Annotated in this window: 18 protein-coding genes; 11 read left to right on the forward strand and 7 right to left on the reverse strand. The window is 73.8% G+C overall.

The window, feature by feature from the left end:
- Positions 1–124: 124 nt before the first annotated feature.
- Entirely contained in the window at positions 125–760 is a 636-nt protein-coding gene (upp, locus tag ACGFSC_RS01365) for a uracil phosphoribosyltransferase (RefSeq protein ID WP_049650159.1), read from the forward strand.
- 102 nt (positions 761–862) lie between these two features.
- Here the strand turns inward: upp and ACGFSC_RS01370 are convergent, their stop codons facing one another.
- Both ACGFSC_RS01370 and ACGFSC_RS01375 read right to left on the reverse strand, forming a co-directional pair.
- A complete protein-coding gene (locus ACGFSC_RS01370) occupies positions 863–1,537 on the reverse strand; it encodes a LytR C-terminal domain-containing protein (protein WP_359905715.1) in 675 nt (224 codons plus the stop codon).
- 272 nt (positions 1,538–1,809) lie between these two features.
- Positions 1,810–2,106, reverse strand: a complete 297-nt coding sequence (locus tag ACGFSC_RS01375; RefSeq protein ID WP_030061387.1) for a type II toxin-antitoxin system VapB family antitoxin — start codon at positions 2,104–2,106, stop codon at positions 1,810–1,812.
- A 192-nt stretch (positions 2,107–2,298) separates the two neighbouring features.
- Between ACGFSC_RS01375 and ACGFSC_RS01380 the strand changes: the two genes are divergently transcribed.
- Positions 2,299–3,867, forward strand: coding sequence for a helicase HerA-like domain-containing protein (locus ACGFSC_RS01380; RefSeq protein WP_359905583.1), 1,569 nt, complete (start codon positions 2,299–2,301; stop codon positions 3,865–3,867).
- Positions 3,868–3,911: 44 nt separating this feature from the next.
- Here ACGFSC_RS01380 and ACGFSC_RS01385 read toward each other — a convergent pair whose 3' ends face one another.
- On the reverse strand, positions 3,912–5,078 hold the full coding sequence (locus ACGFSC_RS01385) for a hypothetical protein (protein WP_359905586.1): 1,167 nt from the start codon (positions 5,076–5,078) through the stop codon (positions 3,912–3,914).
- Positions 5,079–5,179: 101 nt separating this feature from the next.
- Positions 5,180–5,839 carry a rhomboid family intramembrane serine protease gene (locus tag ACGFSC_RS01390; protein ID WP_359905589.1) on the reverse strand — a complete coding sequence of 220 codons (660 nt, stop codon included), beginning with the start codon at positions 5,837–5,839 and terminating at the stop codon, positions 5,180–5,182.
- A 110-nt stretch (positions 5,840–5,949) separates the two neighbouring features.
- On the opposite strand from ACGFSC_RS01390, the gene ACGFSC_RS01395 reads away from it, so the two are divergent.
- Together ACGFSC_RS01395 and ACGFSC_RS01400 are read left to right on the forward strand one after the other, a co-directional pair.
- Positions 5,950–6,468: a YbhB/YbcL family Raf kinase inhibitor-like protein gene (locus tag ACGFSC_RS01395; protein WP_359905592.1), complete on the forward strand. Its 519-nt coding sequence runs from the start codon at positions 5,950–5,952 to the stop codon at positions 6,466–6,468.
- A 3-nt stretch (positions 6,469–6,471) separates the two neighbouring features.
- Positions 6,472–7,368, forward strand: coding sequence for a hypothetical protein (locus ACGFSC_RS01400; RefSeq protein WP_359905595.1), 897 nt, complete (start codon positions 6,472–6,474; stop codon positions 7,366–7,368).
- Here ACGFSC_RS01400 and ACGFSC_RS01405 read toward each other — a convergent pair.
- Entirely contained in the window at positions 7,365–8,375 is a 1,011-nt protein-coding gene (locus ACGFSC_RS01405) for a YafY family protein (RefSeq protein ID WP_359905598.1), read from the reverse strand. The genes ACGFSC_RS01400 and ACGFSC_RS01405 overlap by 4 nt on opposite strands.
- 112 nt (positions 8,376–8,487) lie before the next feature.
- Between ACGFSC_RS01405 and ACGFSC_RS01410 the strand changes: the two genes are divergently transcribed.
- Positions 8,488–9,966 (forward strand): MFS transporter, encoded by a 1,479-nt coding sequence (locus ACGFSC_RS01410; protein WP_359905601.1) that lies wholly within the window; start codon positions 8,488–8,490, stop codon positions 9,964–9,966.
- A gap of 129 nt (positions 9,967–10,095) precedes the next feature.
- Here ACGFSC_RS01410 and ACGFSC_RS01415 read toward each other — a convergent pair whose 3' ends face one another.
- Positions 10,096–10,740 carry an HhH-GPD-type base excision DNA repair protein gene (locus ACGFSC_RS01415; protein ID WP_359905604.1) on the reverse strand — a complete coding sequence of 215 codons (645 nt, stop codon included), beginning with the start codon at positions 10,738–10,740 and terminating at the stop codon, positions 10,096–10,098.
- A gap of 263 nt (positions 10,741–11,003) precedes the next feature.
- Here ACGFSC_RS01415 and ACGFSC_RS01420 point away from each other — a divergent pair, with 263 nt between their 5' ends.
- The 4 genes from ACGFSC_RS01420 to ACGFSC_RS01435 all read left to right on the forward strand — a co-directional run bounded on the left by ACGFSC_RS01420 (position 11,004) and on the right by ACGFSC_RS01435 (position 15,605).
- On the forward strand, positions 11,004–11,351 hold the full coding sequence (locus tag ACGFSC_RS01420; protein ID WP_359905607.1) for a DoxX family protein: 348 nt from the start codon (positions 11,004–11,006) through the stop codon (positions 11,349–11,351).
- Between the two features lie 248 nt (positions 11,352–11,599).
- A complete protein-coding gene (locus ACGFSC_RS01425) occupies positions 11,600–14,089 on the forward strand; it encodes a terpene synthase family protein (RefSeq protein ID WP_359905610.1) in 2,490 nt (829 codons plus the stop codon).
- 178 nt (positions 14,090–14,267) lie between these two features.
- Positions 14,268–15,065, forward strand: coding sequence for a VOC family protein (locus tag ACGFSC_RS01430; protein WP_359905613.1), 798 nt, complete (start codon positions 14,268–14,270; stop codon positions 15,063–15,065).
- A 36-nt stretch (positions 15,066–15,101) separates the two neighbouring features.
- Entirely contained in the window at positions 15,102–15,605 is a 504-nt protein-coding gene (locus ACGFSC_RS01435; protein ID WP_359905616.1) for a DinB family protein, read from the forward strand.
- Between the two features lie 102 nt (positions 15,606–15,707).
- Here ACGFSC_RS01435 and ACGFSC_RS01440 read toward each other — a convergent pair whose 3' ends face one another.
- Positions 15,708–16,415 (reverse strand): winged helix-turn-helix domain-containing protein, encoded by a 708-nt coding sequence (locus tag ACGFSC_RS01440; RefSeq protein ID WP_359905619.1) that lies wholly within the window; start codon positions 16,413–16,415, stop codon positions 15,708–15,710.
- A 187-nt stretch (positions 16,416–16,602) separates the two neighbouring features.
- On the opposite strand from ACGFSC_RS01440, the gene ACGFSC_RS01445 reads away from it, so the two are divergent.
- Together ACGFSC_RS01445 and ACGFSC_RS01450 are read left to right on the forward strand one after the other, a co-directional pair.
- Entirely contained in the window at positions 16,603–18,060 is a 1,458-nt protein-coding gene (locus ACGFSC_RS01445; RefSeq protein WP_359905622.1) for a hypothetical protein, read from the forward strand.
- A complete protein-coding gene (locus ACGFSC_RS01450; RefSeq protein ID WP_359905625.1) occupies positions 18,057–18,830 on the forward strand; it encodes an isocitrate lyase/phosphoenolpyruvate mutase family protein in 774 nt (257 codons plus the stop codon). Before ACGFSC_RS01445 ends, ACGFSC_RS01450 begins: the two co-directional genes overlap by 4 nt.
- Positions 18,831–18,834 lie beyond the last annotated feature (4 nt).

The raw sequence follows: 18,834 nt of genomic DNA on the forward strand, positions 1-18,834 counted from the left end.
GGAGGCACTTCCGTCCGGACATTCGCGACAGGTCACGGCGTGTCACGGGCGTGTCACCCGACCCGCCGCCCGGCTGGGGCACGGCGGGTCGTACACCCGTCCAGACCCGGGCTAACCTCGACACATGCGTCTCCACGTCGTCGACCACCCCCTGGTCGCCCACAAGCTCTCCACCCTGCGCGACGAGCGCACCGACTCGCCGACCTTCCGTCGCCTGACCGACGAGCTGGTGACCCTCCTCGCCTACGAGGCCACCCGCGACGTCCGCACCGACGAGGTGGAGATCACCACGCCCGTCGCGGTCACGCTGGGTACCCGGCTCAGCTACCCGCGCCCGCTGGTGGTCCCGATCCTGCGGGCGGGCCTCGGCATGCTGGACGGGATGACCCGCCTGCTGCCGACCGCCGAGGTGGGCTTCCTCGGCATGGTCCGCAACGAGGAGACCCTGGAGGCCTCCACCTACGCCACCCGGATGCCGGACGACCTCTCCGGCCGCCAGGTCTACGTGCTCGACCCGATGCTGGCCACCGGCGGCACCCTGGTCGCCGCGATCAGGATGCTGATCGAGCGCGGTGCCACCGACGTCACCGCCGTGGTGCTGCTGGCCGCGCCGGAGGGCGTCGAGGTGATGGAGCGGGAGCTGGCAGGTCTGCCGGTCACCGTGGTCACCGCCGCCGTGGACGAGCGTCTCAACGAGAACGGCTACATCGTCCCCGGCCTGGGCGACGCGGGCGACCGGCTGTACGGCACGGCCGGCTGAGCCCCCCAGCCCGAACCACCCGGACCACCGAACACCGAGAGCCCCCGGCACTGCGTCTGCCGGGGGCTCTCGGTGTTCGGTGGTCCGGTGTCCGGTGGCGGTTCAGCAGCTGCCGGTGGCGGTCGGGGCGGGGGAGGGCTTGGTGGCCAGGGCGAGGGCGGCGGCCGCCTGGGTCTCGTCCAGCAGGGCGTTGTAGCTGTCGCCGATCACGAAGTCCACGGTGGTGTCGGTGCGGGCGTCGGCGGTGACGGCGGCACCGGCGATCTGCGAGCCGACCAGGGTGCCCGCGCCGGCACCGGCCGGACCGGCGATCACCTGGGCGGTGCCGGGCACCTTCTTGTCCAGTTCGGCCGGGGCGTTGCCGACCTTGCCGATGACGAAGCCGCGCTTCTTGAGCTCCTCGGCCGTCCGGCCGGCCAGACCGGCCTTGGTGGTGGCGTTGTAGACGTTCACGGTGACCGCGGTGGCCTGCGGGACGGCGTGCGGGTCGCCCTGCGCGGCGGCGGGCGCGTCGGCGGCGCCCGGGGTGGCGCCCGGCGTCGGGGCTGCCAGCGCCTTGCCGGACGGGGTCGCGCAGGCCTGGGCCGAGGCGTTCTTGTTCCTACCGGTGAAGATGTCGTACAGCTGCACGCCGCCGAGCGCGATCAGGGCCAGGGCGAGCAGGCCGGCGAGCGCGGCGATCACCTTGCGGCTCTTCTTCGGAGGCCGGCCCAACCGCGGGTAGGTGTTGCCGGTGACGCGGTACTGCTTCCCCTTGAGGCCTTGGGGAGTCAACATGCTCACGGTTTGTCTCCCCCTCGTGCCAGGGCGGGGTCGGGATGACGGATCGGCCGGGTGGGGACTTCCCCCGGTGCGGGCGGAATCCCCTGGTCGCGGCCGTAGTCAGCAGCGTAGTGCCGTACGGCCTCGAAGGTACTAAACGATCATCATCTGGCGTACCCCGGTACCCGAAAGGGGGTACCGGGGTACGCGCGGACCGCCCTCCGCCGGATGGCGAGGGGGCGGTCCGGAAAGCCCGTGGCGGCCCGACGGCCCGGTGACCGGGTCCGTCACTCCATTTCGAGGACGCGGGCGTGCAGCACCTGGCGCTGCTGCAACGCGGCCCGGACGGCCCGGTGCAGGCCGTCCTCCAGGTAGAGGTCGCCGTGCCACTTCACCACGTGGGCGAAGAGGTCCCCGTAGAACGTCGAGTCCTCGGCCAGAAGGGTTTCGAGGTCGAGTTGGCCCTTGGTGGTCACCAGCTGGTCGAGCCGCACCGGGCGCGGGGCGACGTCAGCCCACTGGCGGGTGCTCGTCCGGCCGTGATCCGGGTACGGCCGCCCATTGCCGATGCGCTTGAAGATCACACGGAAAGCCTACCGTTCGGACGGCGGATGGCGCAGCAGCCGCGACGCCGCCACGCGCGCCGGTGTGAACTGCGCATGGACGAATGCAGCTGTTTGATGGGAAATGTCGCGAACATCGCCCGGTGCCGATCGGGTTCCGCGCCGATGCAGAAGCGTTCCGAAGCGTTCCGATCCGCTCAGGAGTGTGCACCGATGTCCTCCGACCCCACCCCGCCGGCCGTCCGGGAGATCGCCGACGGGTACGCCTTCACCGGTCCCGCCCTCGACCTCGGCGCCGTGCTGCTGGACGGCACCGCGTACCCGGACGCCCAGGTGCGCATCCCGCTGGGCGTGCTCAACCGGCACGGGCTGGTCGCCGGGGCCACCGGCACCGGGAAGACCAAGACCCTCCAGCTGATCGCCGAACAGCTCTCCGGGCAGGGCGTGCCGGTGTTCCTCGCCGACATCAAGGGGGACGTCTCCGGCATCGCCGCGCCCGGGGCGCCGAGCGAGCGGACCGGCGCCCGGGCCGCCGAAGTGGGGCAGCGGTGGTCGCCGCAGGGCTGCCCGGCCGAGTTCTACTCGCTCGGCGGACAGGGCGCCGGCATCCCGGTCCGGGCCACCGTCACCAGCTTCGGACCGCTGCTGCTGGCCAAGGTGCTCGACCTGAACGAGACCCAGGAGTCCTCGCTCAGCCTGGTGTTCCACTACGCCGACGGCAAGGGCCTGGAGCTCTACGACCTCAAGGACCTCACCGCCGTGATCGCCTTCCTCGCCTCGCCCGAGGGCAAGGAGGAGCTGCGGACCATCGGCGGGCTCTCCGCGGCCACCGCCGGAGTCATCCTGCGCGCGCTCACCGTGCTGGAGAACGAGGGGGCCGGGGCGTTCTTCGGCGAGCCCGAGTTCGACACCGCCGAGCTGCTGCGGACCGCTCCGGACGGCCGGGGCGTCGTCTCGGTGCTGGAACTGCCCGCCGTGCAGGACCGGCCGCGGCTGTTCTCCACCTTCCTGATGTGGCTGCTCGCCGACCTCTACCAGGAGCTGCCCGAGGTGGGCGACCTCGACAAGCCCAAGCTGGTGTTCTTCTTCGACGAGGCTCACCTGCTGTTCAAGGGCGCCTCCAAGGCCTTCCTGGAGGCGATCACCCAGACCGTGCGGCTGATCCGCTCCAAGGGCGTCGGCATCTTCTTCGTGACCCAGACGCCGCGGGACGTGCCGTCCGACGTGCTGGCGCAGCTGGGCAACCGGGTGCAGCACGCGCTGCGCGCCTTCACCCCGGACGACGCCAAGGCGCTCAAGGCCACCGTTTCGACCTTTCCGCGCTCCTCGTACGACCTCGGCGCGGTGCTGACCTCGCTGGGCACCGGCGAGGCCGTGGTCACCGTCCTCTCCGAGAAGGGCGCACCGACGCCGGTCGCGGCGACCAGGCTGCGGGCGCCGCAGTCGCTGATGGGGCCGATCGGGGCGACGGCCCTGCAGGCGGTGGTGGACGCCTCGCCGCTGACGGCGCGCTACCGGGACGCGATCGACCGGGAGTCGGCGTACGAGAAGCTGGCGGCGCGTGCCCCGCGGCCCCAGGCGGCGCCCACCGGTCCTTCTCCCTCGGCGCCTGCTGAGCGGGCGCCGGGGCGGGAGGCGCCGAGGGAGAAGGAGGGTGCGGGCGGGCTGCTCGGATCGCTGCTGAGCAACCCGACCGTGAAGTCCTTCGCGCGCTCGGCCGGGAAGCAGCTCGGGCAGGAGATCTCGCGCAGCCTGTTCGGGACGTCCAAGCGGCGGCGCTGACCGGTCGGGCGGGGCGCCCGTCGGTGGGGCGGTGCGCCGGCCGGTCAGGCGGAGAGTGCGGCGCCGATCCGGTCCAGGGAGGACAGCCGCATCAGGCCGTAGTTGTAGAACTCCACCTCGGGGACGCCGAGTTCGCGCAGGATGGTGATCTTGGCGGCGAGGTTCTCCGGGCCGTCGCAGTCGGAGGACATCGGGCGCAGGATCACCGCCAGGGACTGCGGGCGGACGCCGTGCAGGGCGAAGGCGGCGACCTTCTCCCGGACTGCCTCCGGGGTACTCGCGTAGCCGAGGGTCTCGATCCGGTCGACGGCCCCGGCGAGGGCGGGCAGGTCGATGCCGGCGAGCCAGCCCGTGCCCGGGCCGCCGCCGTCCATGAAGGTCAGCCGCATGCCGTGCCGCCGGGCCTGCTCGGCGAGGTCGGAGGCCAGCGCGGTGACGGTGGTGGCGGAGGCGTCCACGTAGGCGGCGAAGGCGCCGTCGGCGAGGGTGCTCAGGTCGGCGGGCTCGGCGGCGGCGGACTCGTCGGCCAGCCGGCGGCGCAGCTCGGCGCGGACCGCCGCGGCCACCGCCTCGGCCGGGACCCCGGCGCGGGTGGCGGCGGAGCGGCAGTGCGGGCAGAAGCAGACCCCGAGCAGGGCCTCGGCGGTCGGGCCCAACTCCTCGAAGTAGCGCTCGTGGTGGTAGCCGTGGCGCAGTCCGTGGAAGTGCAGGGACTCGGCGCGGATCGCGTCCACGCCGTACCGGGCCAGTTCGGCGACCAGGGTCAGCGCGTACTCCCGGACCTCCGGGTGCGCCGGGCAGAGTTCGGTGAGGTGGCGGTCGCCGAAGGCGTTGGCCGGGGCGCAGTCGGGGTGGGTGAAGCCGAGCCGGTCGTTGTGGCAGAAGACCGTCCAGGCGTGCAGCTTCAGCCCGCGGCGGCGGGCCTCCTCGGCGGCCTCGGCGAAGGGGTCGCGGTCGCCGATCGCGGTGGACGGCGCGGGGGCCAGCCGTCGGCCCCGCCAGGCGGCCGGGTCGGGGCGGAAGTACGCCGCGCCCGGCTCCAGGTAGCGGACCACCCGGCGGGGGTTGTGCGGGAAGACGTCGCGGGCCTCGTGGTAGACCGAGGCGAGGGTGACGCCGCCGACCCCGGCGCGGTCGGTGAGGTTGCCGAAGAAGGTGTCGGCGCCCTCGTCGAGCAGGTCGGTGGCGAAGGCGAGGACGGACGACTCCATGGTGCGGCTCCGGAGCTGGGGGAGGGTGAGCCGTCCACGCTAGCCGCAGGGGTGGGATTGGTCTATACCTGATGGTCCGGACGGGAATCGCCGGACACGCCCTACAGGCCGAGCTCGTCCAACTGCTTGAGCAGGGCGGATCCGGGGCCGGTCGGGGCGGTCCCCTGCGGCGCGGCGGGCTTCGCGGCCGACCGGTCGCGGAGCAGGACGGCGGCGGCCAGGCCGCCGATCAGCCCGCCGAGGTGGCCCAGCCAGCTGACGCCCGGGGTGACGGGCAGGACCCCGATCAGGATGGTCGAGTAGACCACCGCGACGACGATGCCGACCACCGCGTCCAGCACGTTGCGGTCCAGGAGCCCGCGCAGCACCACGTAGCCGAGGTAGCCGTAGACCATGCCGCTCGCGCCGGCCGTCACCGTGTTCGGGCTCTCCAGCAGCCAGACCAGCAGCCCGCCGGACACCGTGATCACCAGGCTGGCCAGCAGGAACTTCCTCATGCCCCGGTAGGCGGACAGGAAGCCGAGCACGAACAGCGGCCAGGAGTTGGCCTCGATGTGGCTCCAACTGAAGTGCAGGAACGGCGAGGTGAAAATCTCCGGGAGGTCCCCGACCTGCTCCGTGCGCAGGCCGAACTCCCGCGACAGCCCGTAGTCGTCCAGCCAGTTGAGCACCTGCACCGACCAGATGACGGCCTGGATGCCGAGCATGGTGAGCAGCGCGCGGCGGGAGTCGGCGAACAGCTGGGCGATTTTGGCGGCCATGCCCCGACTCTAGGGGCGCCGGAAGCGTACGTGCACCCCATTACAGTGACTCGTGTCGTTCCGACCGTGAGATCCGATCGTGGGATCCGACCGTGAGAGGTGACCAGCCCATGAGCAAGCGCGCGCCGCTGCCGTACGAGTTCCTTCCGCAGGTGCCGTCCTTCCCGCTGAGCAGCCAGGACATCACCGAAGGCGCCACGCTGGGCCGGGAGTTCATCCACGCCGGCGGCAACCTCTCGCCGCAGCTGGCCTGGTCGGGCCTGCCGGAGGGCACCCGGAGCATCGCGGTCACCTGCTACGACCCGGACGCGCCGACCGGCTCCGGCTGGTGGCACTGGCTCGCCCTCGGCCTGCCCGCCGACACCACCGGGCTGCCGCGCGGCGCCGGCTCCTCCGACGCCGACCTGCCCGGCGAGGCCTCCTTCCACGGCCGCAACGACTTCCCGGGCAACCAGTACGACGGCGCCGCCCCGCCGCCCGGCGCCCCGCACCGCTACGTCTTCGCGGTGCACGCGCTGGACGTCGAGAAGCTGGACGTCGCCGCCGACACCCCGCCCGCCCAGGTGGGCTTCCACCTCACCTTCCACACCCTGGGCCGGGCGCTGCTGACCGCCGAGTACGGGGTCTGACCCTTGGCGATATCCGATCGTCCGGTCGAGGTCTGGCGGCTGCCCGAGGAGGAGTGGAAGGCCGGCCGCCGGGCCGTGACCTGGACGGTGGGGCCGGACGGGGAGCTGGCCGTCCTGGTGGTGCCGGAGCAGTGCACGGCACCGGCCGGGTCCTGGCCGGAGGTCCGGTTCCCGTACGAGGCCGAGGTGGTCGTGACGGGCCCCCGCGGGGAGTGGCGGGTGCCGCTGTCCGGGGTCGACCGCTCGCCGGACCACCTTGCGCTGCTGCCGGGCGGCCGGCTGCTGCTGGTCGAGGCCCGCGCCGAGCAGGACGGGGAGGAGTGGCGGCCCAACGGCTTCGTGTACGGGCCCGACGGGACCCCCGGCCGGGAACTCCTCCTCGGCGACGACACGCCCGTGCTGGTGACCGACCGGGACGGCCGGATCTGGATGGCCTACGGGGACGAGGGCATCTACGGCGACCACCCGATGTCCTGCGCGGGACTCCGGGGCGCCGACACCCACGGCCGGGTGGTGTGGAGCCCGGACCACCCGAAGGACCTGCCCGGGTACCCCCTGGAGGGCCTGGCCGGAGCGACCGAGGGACGGTGCGCCTGGCTGGCCTGGTACCCGGGCTCCTCGGGCAGCTACCTCACCCGGATCGAGGCGGCCGACGGGACCTCGTCCACGGTGCCGTGCCCGGTCCGGCTGCCGGTCGGCTTCGCGGTCCGCGCCCGGGAGGGCGTCTTCCTGTCCCGGGGCGGGGAGCTGACCTGGCACCTGCTGGTCGGCAAGCAGTGGAAGCAGACCGGGAAGCGCAGGCCGGACGTGCCCGGCGAGCTCGACCGCCGCCGTGCCTACGGCCGGGACGGCGTGCTGTGGTTCCGGTCCGGCAACGGCTGGTACCGGGTCGAGGTCTAGGACCGGCCCTGGGACCGGCCCTGGGCCGGGTCCGGACCGCCCCCGTCCGGCGCCCCCGCCGCGTGCTCGGCGCGGGCCGCCAGTTCGCGCAGGTGCTCGCGCAGCGCGGGCGGCTCGTGCACCTCGAAGGCGCAGTCCAGCGAGAGCAGCCGCATCGCCGTCCACTCCAGGGAGTCGGTGCGGGAGCGGAGCCGGCAGCTGTGCTCGTCGATCGGCTCGACCTCGGAGTCGCCCGGCCGGAGACTGCGGCGGACCCGCTCGGCCGGGGCGTGCACGGTGGCGACCACGGTGCCGCTCGGTGACGGGCGGTGCAGCTTGCCCGCCACGTAGGCGGCGGCGTCCTCGGCGGGGAGCGGGCGCGGGGTGAAGCGGACGCCGGTGGCGGCCGGGCCGCTCAGCCGGTCGACCCGGAAGAGCCGCCAGTCCTCGCGGTCCAGGTCGTAGCCCACCAGGTACCAGCGGCGGCCGACCGAGACCAGCCGCTCGGGCTCGACCTGCCGCCTGGTCTCGGCCCCGTCGTACGCCCGGTAGCCGAAGCGCAGCCGCTCCCGGGCGGTGACGGCGCGGGCGAGCACGGTGAGGTCCTCCGGGTCGACGGTCGGGCCGTCCCCGGTGAGCAGCGGCACGGTGGCGGAGTTGAGCGTCCCGACCCGCTGCCGCAGCCGGCCCGGCAGCACCTGGAGCAGCTTGCCGAGCGCCCGTACCGAGGCCTCCTCGATGCCGACCACGGCGTGCCCGGCCGCGGCGCGCAACCCGACCGCGATGGCCACCGCCTCCTCGTCGTCCAGCAGCAGCGGGGGCATCGCCGTGCCCGCGACCAGCCGGTAGCCGCCGTCCGGGCCCATGCTGGCCCGCACCGGGTAGCCGAGCTCGCGCAGCCGGTCGATGTCGCGCCGGATGGTGCGGGGGCTGACGCCGAGCCGCTCGGCGAGTTCGCTGCCGGGCCACTCGCGCGGGGTCTGGAGCAGGGACAGGAGGCTCAGCAGCCGGGCCGGGGTGTCGCTCATGGCGTCCAGCATGCCCGACCAACTGGGACAGGTTCTGACCTACACGGCCGTTACTGTCGCGGACGTGGAGAAGAGCGGCGTGGACGTGCAGAAGAAAAAAGAGGAGACCGCAATGAGCACCGCGGCAGCGGACCGGCGGAGGTGGATCGCGCTGACGATCGTGATGGTGGCCTCCTTCATGGACCTGGTGGACGTCACCATCGTCAACATCGCCATCCCGAGCATCCAGCAGGACACCGGCGCCTCCTTCAGCGCCATCCAGTGGGTGACCGGCGGCTACGCGCTGGCCTTCGCGATCGGGCTGATCACCGGCGGTCGGCTGGGCGACATCCACGGCCGCAAGCGGGTGTTCCTGATCGGGATCGGCGGCTTCACGCTGGCCTCGGCGCTGTGCGGGCTGGCCTCCGGCCCGGAGATGCTGGTCGCGACCCGGCTGCTCCAGGGCGGGACGGCGGCGCTGATGGTGCCGCAGGTGCTGTCGATCATCCACGCGACCTTCCCGGCGGAGGAGCGCGGCAAGGTGTTCGGCCTGTTCGGCGCGGTGGTCGGGCTGGGCGCGGTCTCCGGCCCGCTGATCGGTGCGCTGCTCACCGAGTGGGACCTGTTCGGTCTGGCCTGGCGGCCGATCTTCCTGATCAACCTGCCGGTCGGCATCGCCGGTCTGCTGCTCGGCCGCCGCTTCATCGACGAGTCGAAGGCCGACCAGGCGCTGAAGCTGGACCTGGTGGGCGTGGCGCTGGCCAGCCTCGGCCTGCTGATGCTGATCTACCCGCTGACGCACGGCCGGGAGGCCGGCTGGCCGCTGTGGGGCTACCTGTCGATGGCCGGGAGCCTGCCGGTGTTCGCGCTGTTCGTGGTGTACGAGAAGGTCAAGACGCGGCGGGACGGCTCGCCGCTGGTGGAGCTGGCGCTGTTCCGGGTGAAGTCCTTCGCGGCCGGCATCTGCGTGCAGCTGGCCTTCGGCGTGGCGCTCGGCATCTACTTCCTGGTCTGGACCCTCTACATGCAGGTGGGCCTGGGCTGGAGCCCGCTCAAGGCCGGTGCGACCGGCATCCCGTTCTCGATCGCGGTCTCCACGGCGGCCGGACTGTCGGTGCAGAAGCTGGTGCCGCGGTTCGGCCGGAAGGTCCTGCAGACCGGCGCGCTGGTGATGGCGGCGGGCGTGCTCGTCTACATCTGGGAGGCGGACCGGTACGGGACGGCGATCACGACCTGGCAGATGGTGCTGCCGCTGGTGGTGATGGGTCTCGGGATGGGTCTGATCGTCGCGCCGATCACCGACGCGGTGCTGGCGGAGGTGCCGCGCGAGCACGCCGGTTCGGCGTCCGGGCTGATCAACACCGTGCAGCAGGTGGGCAACGCGCTCGGGCTCGGCCTGGTGTCGGTGGCCTTCTTCGGGGCGATGGACGACGTGGTCGCGCCGCAGGCGGTCGGGGCGGCGTTCGGCGGGGCCTTCGTGAACGCGATGTGGTGGGTCGCCGGGGTGCTGCTCGCCGTCTTCCTGCTGATGTTCGCGCTGCCGCGGCGGCGCAAGGCGGCCGGGGCCGTGGCCGGCTCCACCGCCGAGGAGCGGGAGCCCGTCCTGATCTGACGGAGCGCTCCCGTTCGCGGGCCCCGGTCGCGCGGCGCGGCCGGGGCCCGCGTCGCGCTCCGGGAGGGCCCGGCCCCGACGCGGTCGGCCGGGTGGGTCGACCGTTGGCACGGGCGGCCGGGCCGTCGGTCAGCGCGCACCGGTCGGGGCGGGGGCGGCGGTCGTACGGGTGGTGGTGCGCGGCTTGGCGGCGGCCTTGGCCTCCTTCGCGACGCGCTTCATCTCCTGCTTGAACTCACGTACCAGGGTGAGGGATTCGGGGCCGGTGATGTCCGCGACCGAGCGGTGCGCCCCCTCCTCGCCGTACGCCCCGGCCGCCTCGCGCCAGCCCTCCGGCCGCACCCCGTACTGCTTGCCGAGCAGGGCCAGGAAGATCTGCGACTTCTGCTTGCCGAAGCCGGGCAGGGCGTTGAGCCGGCTGAGCAGCTCCTTGCCGGTGCGGACGTTCTTCCACAGCGCCGCGGCGTCGCCGTCGTACTGCGCGACGAGGAACTGGCAGAGCTGCTGCACCCGTTTGGCCATCGCGGCCGGGTAGCGGTGCACCGCGGGCTTCGCGGAGAGGAGCGCGACGAACTCCTCCGGGTTGTAGGTGGCGATCTCGTGGGCGTCCAGGTCGTCGTGGCCGAGGCGCTGCGCGATGGTCAGCGGGCCGGTGAACGCCCACTCCATCGGGACCTGCTGGTCCAGCAGCATGCCGACGAGCGCGGCGAGCGCACTCCGTCCGAGCAGTTCGTCGGCCTCGGGCTGTTGTGCGAGCCGAACGGTGACGTTCACGGGCTTGCCCTCCTCGGAGTTGACGTCTGGTCGGCGCCCAGTCTGGTGGACGCGGCGTTGGCGTAGAGGATCAACACGCCCGTAGCCGGGGAAGTCGTCTCTGTTCAAGGCCTTGTCAGAGCTGCATTGTTCGTTGGCGGAGCGGTTGCCGGGGGTGGCGACGGGGTGTCGCGGACAATTATTTGCCCGCGCCTGTCACATCCGGCGGATGCCCCGGGTCAGGGGAGTGTCGAACCGAACAGCCGTCGAATGGGAGCGCTCCAATGTCCGTCGCCCACACCGTCGTCACCGTCCTCGCCGCCCTCATGGTCGGCTTCTCGGCCTACTCCGTCTTCGCCGGCGCCGAGTACGTCGTGAAGCCGCTCGCCGACTACGGCGTCCCGCGCGCCTGGTGGACCTGGCTCGGCGTCGCCAAGGCGGCCGGCGCCCTCGGCCTGCTGGCCGGCCTCGCCGTCCCGGCCGTCGGCTACGCGGCCGCGGTCGGCGTGATCCTCTACTTCCTCGGCGCCGTGATCACCGTCCTCCGCGCCCGCGCCTACGCCCACGTCCCGTTCCCCCTCGTCTACATGGCGCCCACCGCCGCCTCCCTCGTCCTCGCCCTCGCGGCCTGAGCCGGGGCCGCCCGGCCCGGTGGGGCCGCCGGGCCCGCCCCGCCGCCCGGTGGAGGCGGCGTGCACGGGGAGGAGTGCGCGGGGCGGGTGTGGGGGCGTGCGTGGTGGGGGAGGGCGCTCGGCTGGGCGGGTGGCTTCGAACGGGGGGAACGAGTCATTTCATATGACTGTTTCTGTTGTGCCGGTGCGGCGAGCTGACGACGGGTCATTCTTGGTCCAATCGACGCGTCCAGAAAGGCTCGCCCGCCGTGACCCAGCCGTTCGAACTGCCGTCCTTCTACGTGCCGCACCCGGCACGCCTCAACCCCCATCTGGACGAGGCACGGGCCCACTCCACCGACTGGGCCCGGGAGATGGGGATGCTGGAGGGTTCCGGAATCTGGGATCAGGCCGACCTGGAAGCCCACGACTACGGCCTGCTCTGCGCGTACACCCACCCCGACGCCTCCGCCGAGGCGCTGTCGCTGGTCACCGACTGGTACGTGTGGGTCTTCTTCTTCGACGACCACTTCCTCGACATGTTCAAGCGCACCAACGACCGCGGTGCGGGCAAGGCCCACCTCGACCGGCTGCCGCTGTTCATGCCGGCCGACCCGGCCACCGAGCTGCCCGAGCCGGAGAACCCGGTCGAGGCGGGCCTGGCCGACCTGTGGCGGCGCACCGTGCCGGCGATGGGCGAGGACTGGCGGATCCGGTTCGCCGAGAGCACCCGGAACCTGCTCAACGAGTCGCTGTGGGAGCTCGCCAACATCAACGAGGGCCGGGTGGCCAATCCGGTCGAGTACATCGAGATGCGCCGCAAGGTCGGCGGCGCGCCCTGGTCCGCGCAGCTGGTCGAGTACGCGGCCGGCGCCGAGGTGCCGAAGGAGGTGTCGGGTTCGCGGGCGCTGCGGGTGCTGATGGACGCCTTCTCCGACGGGGTGCACCTGCGCAACGACATCTTCTCGTACCAGCGGGAGGTGGAGGACGAGGGCGAGCTGAGCAACGGCGTCCTGGTGCTGGAGCGGTTCCTGGAGTGCTCCACCCAGGAGGCCGCGGACGCGGTCAACGACCTGCTCACCTCGCGGCTCCAGCAGTTCGAGAACACCGTGTTCACCGAACTGCCGGTGCTGTTCGCGGAGACCGGGCTGGACCCGGTGGGGCGCGCCCGGGTCACGGCGTACGTCAAGGGCCTGCAGGACTGGCAGTCCGGCGGGCACGAGTGGCACCTGCGGTCCGGCCGGTACATGAACGGCGGTGGGGCGGCCGCGGGTTCGGGCGGCTCCGGAGGCGAGGTCGCTCCCGGCTCGGGCGGCGGGCCGGTGGGCCTGCCGGGCCTGCCGGGAGGGCCCGGGGGCGGCAACTGGTGGGACCAGTACGCGATCGGCGGCATCGGGACCTCGGCGCTGGACATCCTGCGCAGCACGGCCGCCGGGGTTTCGGCGGCCACGGCGGCCGTGACGGAGGGGGGCTCGACGCCGGCGGCCAAGGGCGCGGCGGGCCCGGCCGCGCGGCGGGCGCGGTCGCACGGCCACGTGCCGTACCAGGCCGTCGGGCCGTCCCTGCTGCCGGAGTTCAAGCTTCCGTACGAGCTCCGGCTGAGCCCGCACCTGGACGGTGCCCGGGAGCGCGTGATCGCGTGGGCCGAGCGGATGGGACTGCTGGCGGCTGAGCCGGGCGTTCCCGGATCCGGCATCTGGGACGCCGAGTCGATGCGCGACTACGACCTCCCGCTCTGCGCGGCCGGCCTCCACCCGGACGCCACCGCCGACCAACTCGACATCTCCTCGGCCTGGTTGGCCTGGGGCACCTGGGCCGACGACTACTACCCCCGGGCCTTCGGACGCACCCGCGACCTGGGCGGCGCCAAGGCCGCCAACGCGCGGCTGTCCCTGTTCATGCCGGTGGACGGCGCCCCCGTGCCGGAGCCCGTCAACGCGCTGGAGCGTGGCCTCGCCGACATCTGGGAGCGCACCGCCGGCCCGATGACCGTCGAGGCCAGGGGCCGGTTCCGGGTGGCGGTCGAGGCGATGCTGGACAGCTGGATCTGGGAGCTGAGCAACCAGATCCAGAACCGGATCCCGGACCCGGTGGACTACCTGGAGATGCGCCGCTCCACCTTCGGCTCCGAGCTCACCGCGAGCCTCTCCCGCCTCGGCCACGGGCAGACCGTGCCGCCGGAGGTGTACGACCACGGGTCGATGCGCGCGCTGGAGAACTCCGCGATGGACTACGCGTGCATGATGAACGACCTCTTCTCGTACCAGAAGGAGATCGAGTACGAGGGCGAGCTGCACAACGCCGTCCTGGTGGTGCAGAACTTCTTCGGCTGCGACTACGAGTCGGCGGTCCGGATCGTCGACGACCTGATGCACTCGCGGCTGGGCCAGTTCCAGCACGTGGTGCAGAAGGAACTCCCGGTCATGTACGAGGACTTCGGGCTGGAGCAGGCGGCCAGGGAGATGCTCGACGGGTACGTGGGGGAGCTGGAGAACTGGCTCGCGGGCATCCTGAACTGGCACGGGGGCTGCCTCCGGTACGCCACGGCCGACCTGGACCGGCACTTCGGCGCCGAGCGGGACCTGGTGGAGGCCTCGCAGGCCCGTCGGGCGGCCACGGCGGCGGCCGCCGAGGCTCCGGCGTCCGCCACCGCGCCGGTCCCGTCGGTCCCGTCTGTTCCGACGGTCCCGCCGCCCTCGGTGCCGCTCGGCCCGACCGGCCTGGGGACGGCCTCGCTGCGCCTGTCGGCGGGCGGCTGACGTCGGAGGGCGGCTGACGTCGGAGGGTTGCTGACGTCGGCGGGCGGGTGACGTCGACGGGCCGCACCCGCGCGGGTCCAGACCGCGCGGGTGCGCCGCATCGTGGCTAGGCTGGCGAACCGGGGGCCGGCGCGCGCCCTCCGGCGCGCGCACTTTCGCCACACACGAGGGCAGAGAGATGGCTGCGCTACCTGAGGGCACACCCTGTTGGGCCGACGCGATGTTCACCGACCTGGAGGGCGCGAAGGCCTTCTACGGCGACGTGTTGGGCTGGACCTTCGGCGAGAGCTCGTCGGAGTTCGGGAACTACACCCAGGCCTACTCGGACGGCAAGGCGGTCGCCGCGATCGTGCCGCCGATGCCGGGCGCGGAGGCCCAGTCCGCCTGGTGCCTCTACCTGGCCTCGCCCGACGCCGGTGCCACCGCGACGCGGATCCGCGCCAACGGCGGCGAGGTGGTCATGGGGCCGATGCAGGTCGGCGACTTCGGCACGATGGTGATCGCCAAGGACCCGGCCGGAGTGGTGTTCGGCGTCTGGCAGGCCGGCCGGCACGAGGGCTTCGAGAAGCAGGGCGAGCCCGGCGCCTACACCTGGGCCGAGCTGGTGACCCGCGAGCCCGCGAAGGCGGACGCCTTCTTCCCGGCGGTCTTCCCGTTCGGCGTGAAGAAGATGGCGGGCGGGGACTTCGACTACCGGATGTTCCAGGTCGACGACCGGCCGGTGCTCGGCCGAATGGGCGCGGAAGGGGACTTCCTGCCGCCCGAGGCGCCCTCGTACATCAGCGTCTACTTCGCGGTGGACGACACCGACGCCGCGATCGGCCGGCTGACGGCCCGCGGCGGCAAGGTGTACTTCGGGCCGATGGACAGCCCGTTCGGCCGGTTCGCGGCGGTCGGCGACCCGCAGGGGGCGGCCTTCGGGTTGATCGACATCGGTCGGCGGGTAGGGGAGCAGCCGGAGACGGTGGACATCTGATGCGTCCGACGGGACGACGAGCGGCAGGGGTGGCCGATGGGTGAGCGCGAGGAACTCGTCGAAACGCTGGACAAGCACCGCGAACTGCTGCGGCGCACCGTACGGGACCTCACCGACGCGCAGGCGGCCGAGCGCACCACGGTCAGCGAGCTGTGCCTCGGCGGCCTGGTCAAGCACGTGGCGGCGGTCGAGGCGCGCTGGGCGCGGTTCATGACCGGCGGCGCGGAGGCGATGCGGCGCGGGGACGGGGGCGCCGCCGACCCGGACGCCTGGGCGGCCCAGTTCCGGATGGCGGAGGGCGACACCCTGGCCGGGCTGCTCGCCGAGTACGAGCGGACGGCGCGCGGGACGGACGAGCTGGTCCGGACCCTGCCCGACCTCGACCTCGCCCACGAGCTGCCGCCCGCACCCTGGTTCCCGCCGGGCACGGCCTGGTCGGCCCGGCGGGTGCTGCTGCACCTGATCGCCGAGACCGCGCAGCACGCCGGGCACGCGGACATCATCCGGGAGTCGCTGGACGGGGCGAAGTCGATGGGCTGAGCGGCGGCTCGCCCGGCAACCGAGCGGCGGTTCGAGCGGCGCATCGAGCGGCGGTTCGCCCGGCACATCGAGCGGCCGTTCGAGCGGCGCCGGGGACGGCCGTCAGGGCAGCTCCACGCCGAGGAGCTCGCGCAGCGCCCGGCCGCCGTCCGGGGTGACCCGAAGGGCCCGGCCGGAGCCGATCCGCTCCACCCAGGCACGGTCCAGGGCGGCCCGGCAGAGTGCCGCGCCGAGTGCCCCGCCCAGGTGGGTGCGGCGTTCCGTCCAGTCCAGGCAACCGCGCACGACCGGGCGTCCGCCCCGGCGGCCCGCGCGCGGCGGCAGCTCGATCGCCTGCGCGGCCAGCCAGTCCTGGCCGTGCCCGGTGACGGCCAGCCCGCCCTCCTCGGTGACCAGGCCGCGGGCGAACAGCGCGTCCGACACGGCCACGCCGAGGCGTCCGGCCAGGTGGTCGTAGCAGGTACGGGCCCGGGCCTCGGCACTCAGCCGGGTGGCCTCGGTCAGGTTGCGCGGCGCGGTCGCGGGGCCGGTGCCGGGGCCGGTGCCGGACTCGGCGAAGACGGTGAGGTCCTCGATCAGCGTGGCCACCGCGGGCGTGGCCAGCCGGACGTACCGGTGCCGGCCCTGTCGTTCCTCGGCCAGCAGCCCGCCCGCGATCAGCCGGGACAGGTGCTCGCTGGCCGTGGACGGCGCCACGCGCGCGAGGCGGGCCAGCTCACCCGCGGTCCAGGCGCGACCGTCGAGCAGCGCCGTGCAGATGGCGGCGCGGGTGGGGTCGGCGAGCAGGGCGGCGAAGGCGGCGAGCGTCATGCCTCCATGGTCGGGGCACGAGGGTGCGGGCGGGCGCCGAGTCGCGTACCGGGGCGGAGCGGCGCACGGAGGACGGGGCGGTCGCGGCGGCGGGGCCGCGTGGGGGAGCGGAGCCGGGGACATGCCGTCATCGTCACCCCCGCACGGTTCGGCCGGGGCCGAAACGACCCGGGGCCACGATGACGGCATGAGCGAAACCACGGTGGTCTCCGGCCCCGCGACGATGACCTTCTCCCGCTACGAGGACGTGACGGCGGCGCTGGCCGACCCGGCGCTGGTCCCGCCGCCCGCCGGGCCGGCCGTGCCCGGAGCGCCCGGCGCCGCCCCCGGCACGGTGGCCTGGCTGCGGTCCGCCGTCGCCCGGTTCAGTTCCGGCGAGCCGCACGCCCGGCGCCGGGCGCTGGTGCTGGCGGACCTGGAGCGGCTGGACCCGGACCGGCTGCGGGTGGCCGCGGCCGCCGGCTTCGAGTCCGACGTCCGGCTGCGGGTGGTCCGGGTGCTCGCGGCGGAACTCGGCCTGGCCGACCCGGAGGCCGTGGCGCGGGACGTCGCGACGGTGTCCCGGGCGTACTTCGCAGATGCGCAGGCCGACCCGGTGGCCGCCGACCCGGTGGCCGCCGACCCGGCGGCGGACGCGGCGGTGGCCCGGCTGCTGTCCCTGATGGCGGACCGGGACGAGGCGGCGGGGGACCGGGACGAGGAGACGGCCGCGAACCGGATCGGCCTGCTCGTCCAGGCCTGCGACGCCACCGCCGCGCTGGTCGAGGGCGCCCGCCGGCACGAGGACGGTCTGGCCGGCGTGCTGCGTGCGGACCCGCCGGTCCGGACGATGCGTCGGCTCGCCGCCCGGGCGACCGAGGTCGGCCGGGTCGCGGTACCGGCCGGGACGCTGGTCCTGCTCGACATCGCGGCGGCCCAGTCCGGGGCGCCGGAGGGCGTCGCGCTCACCTTCGGCGCACCGCCCCGGAGCTGCCCGGGCCGCTCGCAGGCCCTGGTCATCGCCGAGGGCATCCTGTACGGCGCCTCCGATCCGGCGGACACCGGGGCGCCGGACATGCCGCCCGCGCCGGATCGGGGGAAGGTCGAACTCGCCTCCCTGGTACCGGAGATGGTCGAGCGCGTGCTCGTCCTGGCGGCCGGCTGGACGGCCTGGGGCGGTCGCCCGATCCTCAACGCCGACGGCCGAACCTACACGCCGCACAAGGCTGTTCGCCGTATCTCCGACCATCTCGTCGACCACCTCGCCGAGTTGGAGGCCCGGGTGGTCGGTGAGCCGACCGAGCCCGACCGCTGGCACGCCTCCGGTGTCACCACCCCGGCCGACCTGGCCCCGTTCACCACCGCCGACCTGGACGAGGCCCGCAGCCGGCTGACCCGGCTGGCCGGGATCTGGTCCCGGCGGATCACCGCACTGCCGGACGAGTGGTTGGACGACTCGCCGGGGACGGGCTGGAGCTTCCGGCAGATCGTCCGGCACGTCTCCGGGGCCGGGTACTACTACGCGGACTCGGTCGGCGCGCTCGGCAGCCCCGCGGGTGCGACCGACCACTCGGAGGGTGCGACCGACACCCCGGAGGGTGCGACCGACACCCCGGCGGACGCGGCCGGAAACCTCACCAACGACCCGACGGAGCCGACCCGATGACCCCCTTCGCCGCCCTGCACCACCGCCCCGGCCGTCCGCTGCTGCTCCCCAACGCCTGGGACCACGCCTCGGCCGTCGCCCTCGCCGCCCAGGGGCACCCCGCGATCGGCACCACCAGCCTGGGCGTGGCGGCCGTCGCCGGCCTGCCCGACGGTGCCGCCGCCACCCGCGCGGAGACCGTACGGTTGGCGCGCCGGCTCGGGCGGGTCGGCTTCCTGCTCAGTGTCGACGCGGAGTCCGGCTTCAGCGACGATCCGGACGAAGTCGCCGAACTGGCCGTGGAGTTGGCGAAGGCCGGAGCGGTCGGCATCAACCTGGAGGACGGTCGGGCGGACGGTTCGCTGACCCCCGTCGACCGCCATGCCGCCAAGATCGCGGCGGTGAAGGCGGCCGTGCCGGAGCTGTTCGTCAACGCCCGCACCGACACCTACTGGTGCGGGCAGGACGCCCCCGAGGCGGGGGCGCTCCGGCGCCTGGACGCCTACCAGCAGGCGGGCGCGGACGGCGTGTTCGTCCCCGGGCCGGCCGATCCGGCGGCCATCGGCCGGCTGGTCGGCGCGCTCTCCGTCCCGCTGAACATCCTCTGGACGCCGGCCGGCCCGGGCCTCGCCGAGCTGGCCGCGCTCGGGGTGGCCCGGGTCAGCCTGGGCTCGCTGCTGTACCGCGCGGCACTGGCGGCGGCGGTGGCCACGGCGGCGGCCGTCGCGGCGGGCGAGCCGGTCGGTCGGGTGCCGGGGTACGCGGAGGTGCAGGCCCTCAGCGGGAGTTGAGCGT

It is taken from the genome of Kitasatospora sp. NPDC048715, from assembly GCF_043198905.1.
Classification (GTDB): Bacteria; Actinomycetota; Actinomycetes; order Streptomycetales; family Streptomycetaceae; genus Kitasatospora; species Kitasatospora lactacystinica.

What these genes read in the sequence shown, in the direction of transcription:
- upp (WP_049650159.1), top strand. Translation starts at nt 125, where the DNA reads ATGCGTCTCCACGTCGTCGACCACCCCCTGGTCGCCCACAAGCTCTCC.
- ACGFSC_RS01435 (WP_359905616.1), top strand. Translation starts at nt 15,102, where the DNA reads ATGGGTGAGCGCGAGGAACTCGTCGAAACGCTGGACAAGCACCGCGAA.
- ACGFSC_RS01385 (WP_359905586.1), bottom strand. Translation starts at nt 5,078, where the DNA reads ATGGAGTCGTCCGTCCTCGCCTTCGCCACCGACCTGCTCGACGAGGGC.
- ACGFSC_RS01445 (WP_359905622.1), top strand. Translation starts at nt 16,603, where the DNA reads ATGAGCGAAACCACGGTGGTCTCCGGCCCCGCGACGATGACCTTCTCC.
- ACGFSC_RS01395 (WP_359905592.1), top strand. Translation starts at nt 5,950, where the DNA reads ATGAGCAAGCGCGCGCCGCTGCCGTACGAGTTCCTTCCGCAGGTGCCG.
- ACGFSC_RS01390 (WP_359905589.1), bottom strand. Translation starts at nt 5,839, where the DNA reads ATGGCCGCCAAAATCGCCCAGCTGTTCGCCGACTCCCGCCGCGCGCTG.
- ACGFSC_RS01410 (WP_359905601.1), top strand. Translation starts at nt 8,488, where the DNA reads ATGAGCACCGCGGCAGCGGACCGGCGGAGGTGGATCGCGCTGACGATC.
- ACGFSC_RS01450 (WP_359905625.1), top strand. Translation starts at nt 18,057, where the DNA reads ATGACCCCCTTCGCCGCCCTGCACCACCGCCCCGGCCGTCCGCTGCTG.
- ACGFSC_RS01420 (WP_359905607.1), top strand. Translation starts at nt 11,004, where the DNA reads ATGTCCGTCGCCCACACCGTCGTCACCGTCCTCGCCGCCCTCATGGTC.
- ACGFSC_RS01370 (WP_359905715.1), bottom strand. Translation starts at nt 1,537, where the DNA reads ATGTTGACTCCCCAAGGCCTCAAGGGGAAGCAGTACCGCGTCACCGGC.
- ACGFSC_RS01430 (WP_359905613.1), top strand. Translation starts at nt 14,268, where the DNA reads ATGGCTGCGCTACCTGAGGGCACACCCTGTTGGGCCGACGCGATGTTC.
- ACGFSC_RS01405 (WP_359905598.1), bottom strand. Translation starts at nt 8,375, where the DNA reads ATGAGCGACACCCCGGCCCGGCTGCTGAGCCTCCTGTCCCTGCTCCAG.
- ACGFSC_RS01440 (WP_359905619.1), bottom strand. Translation starts at nt 16,415, where the DNA reads ATGACGCTCGCCGCCTTCGCCGCCCTGCTCGCCGACCCCACCCGCGCC.
- ACGFSC_RS01380 (WP_359905583.1), top strand. Translation starts at nt 2,299, where the DNA reads ATGTCCTCCGACCCCACCCCGCCGGCCGTCCGGGAGATCGCCGACGGG.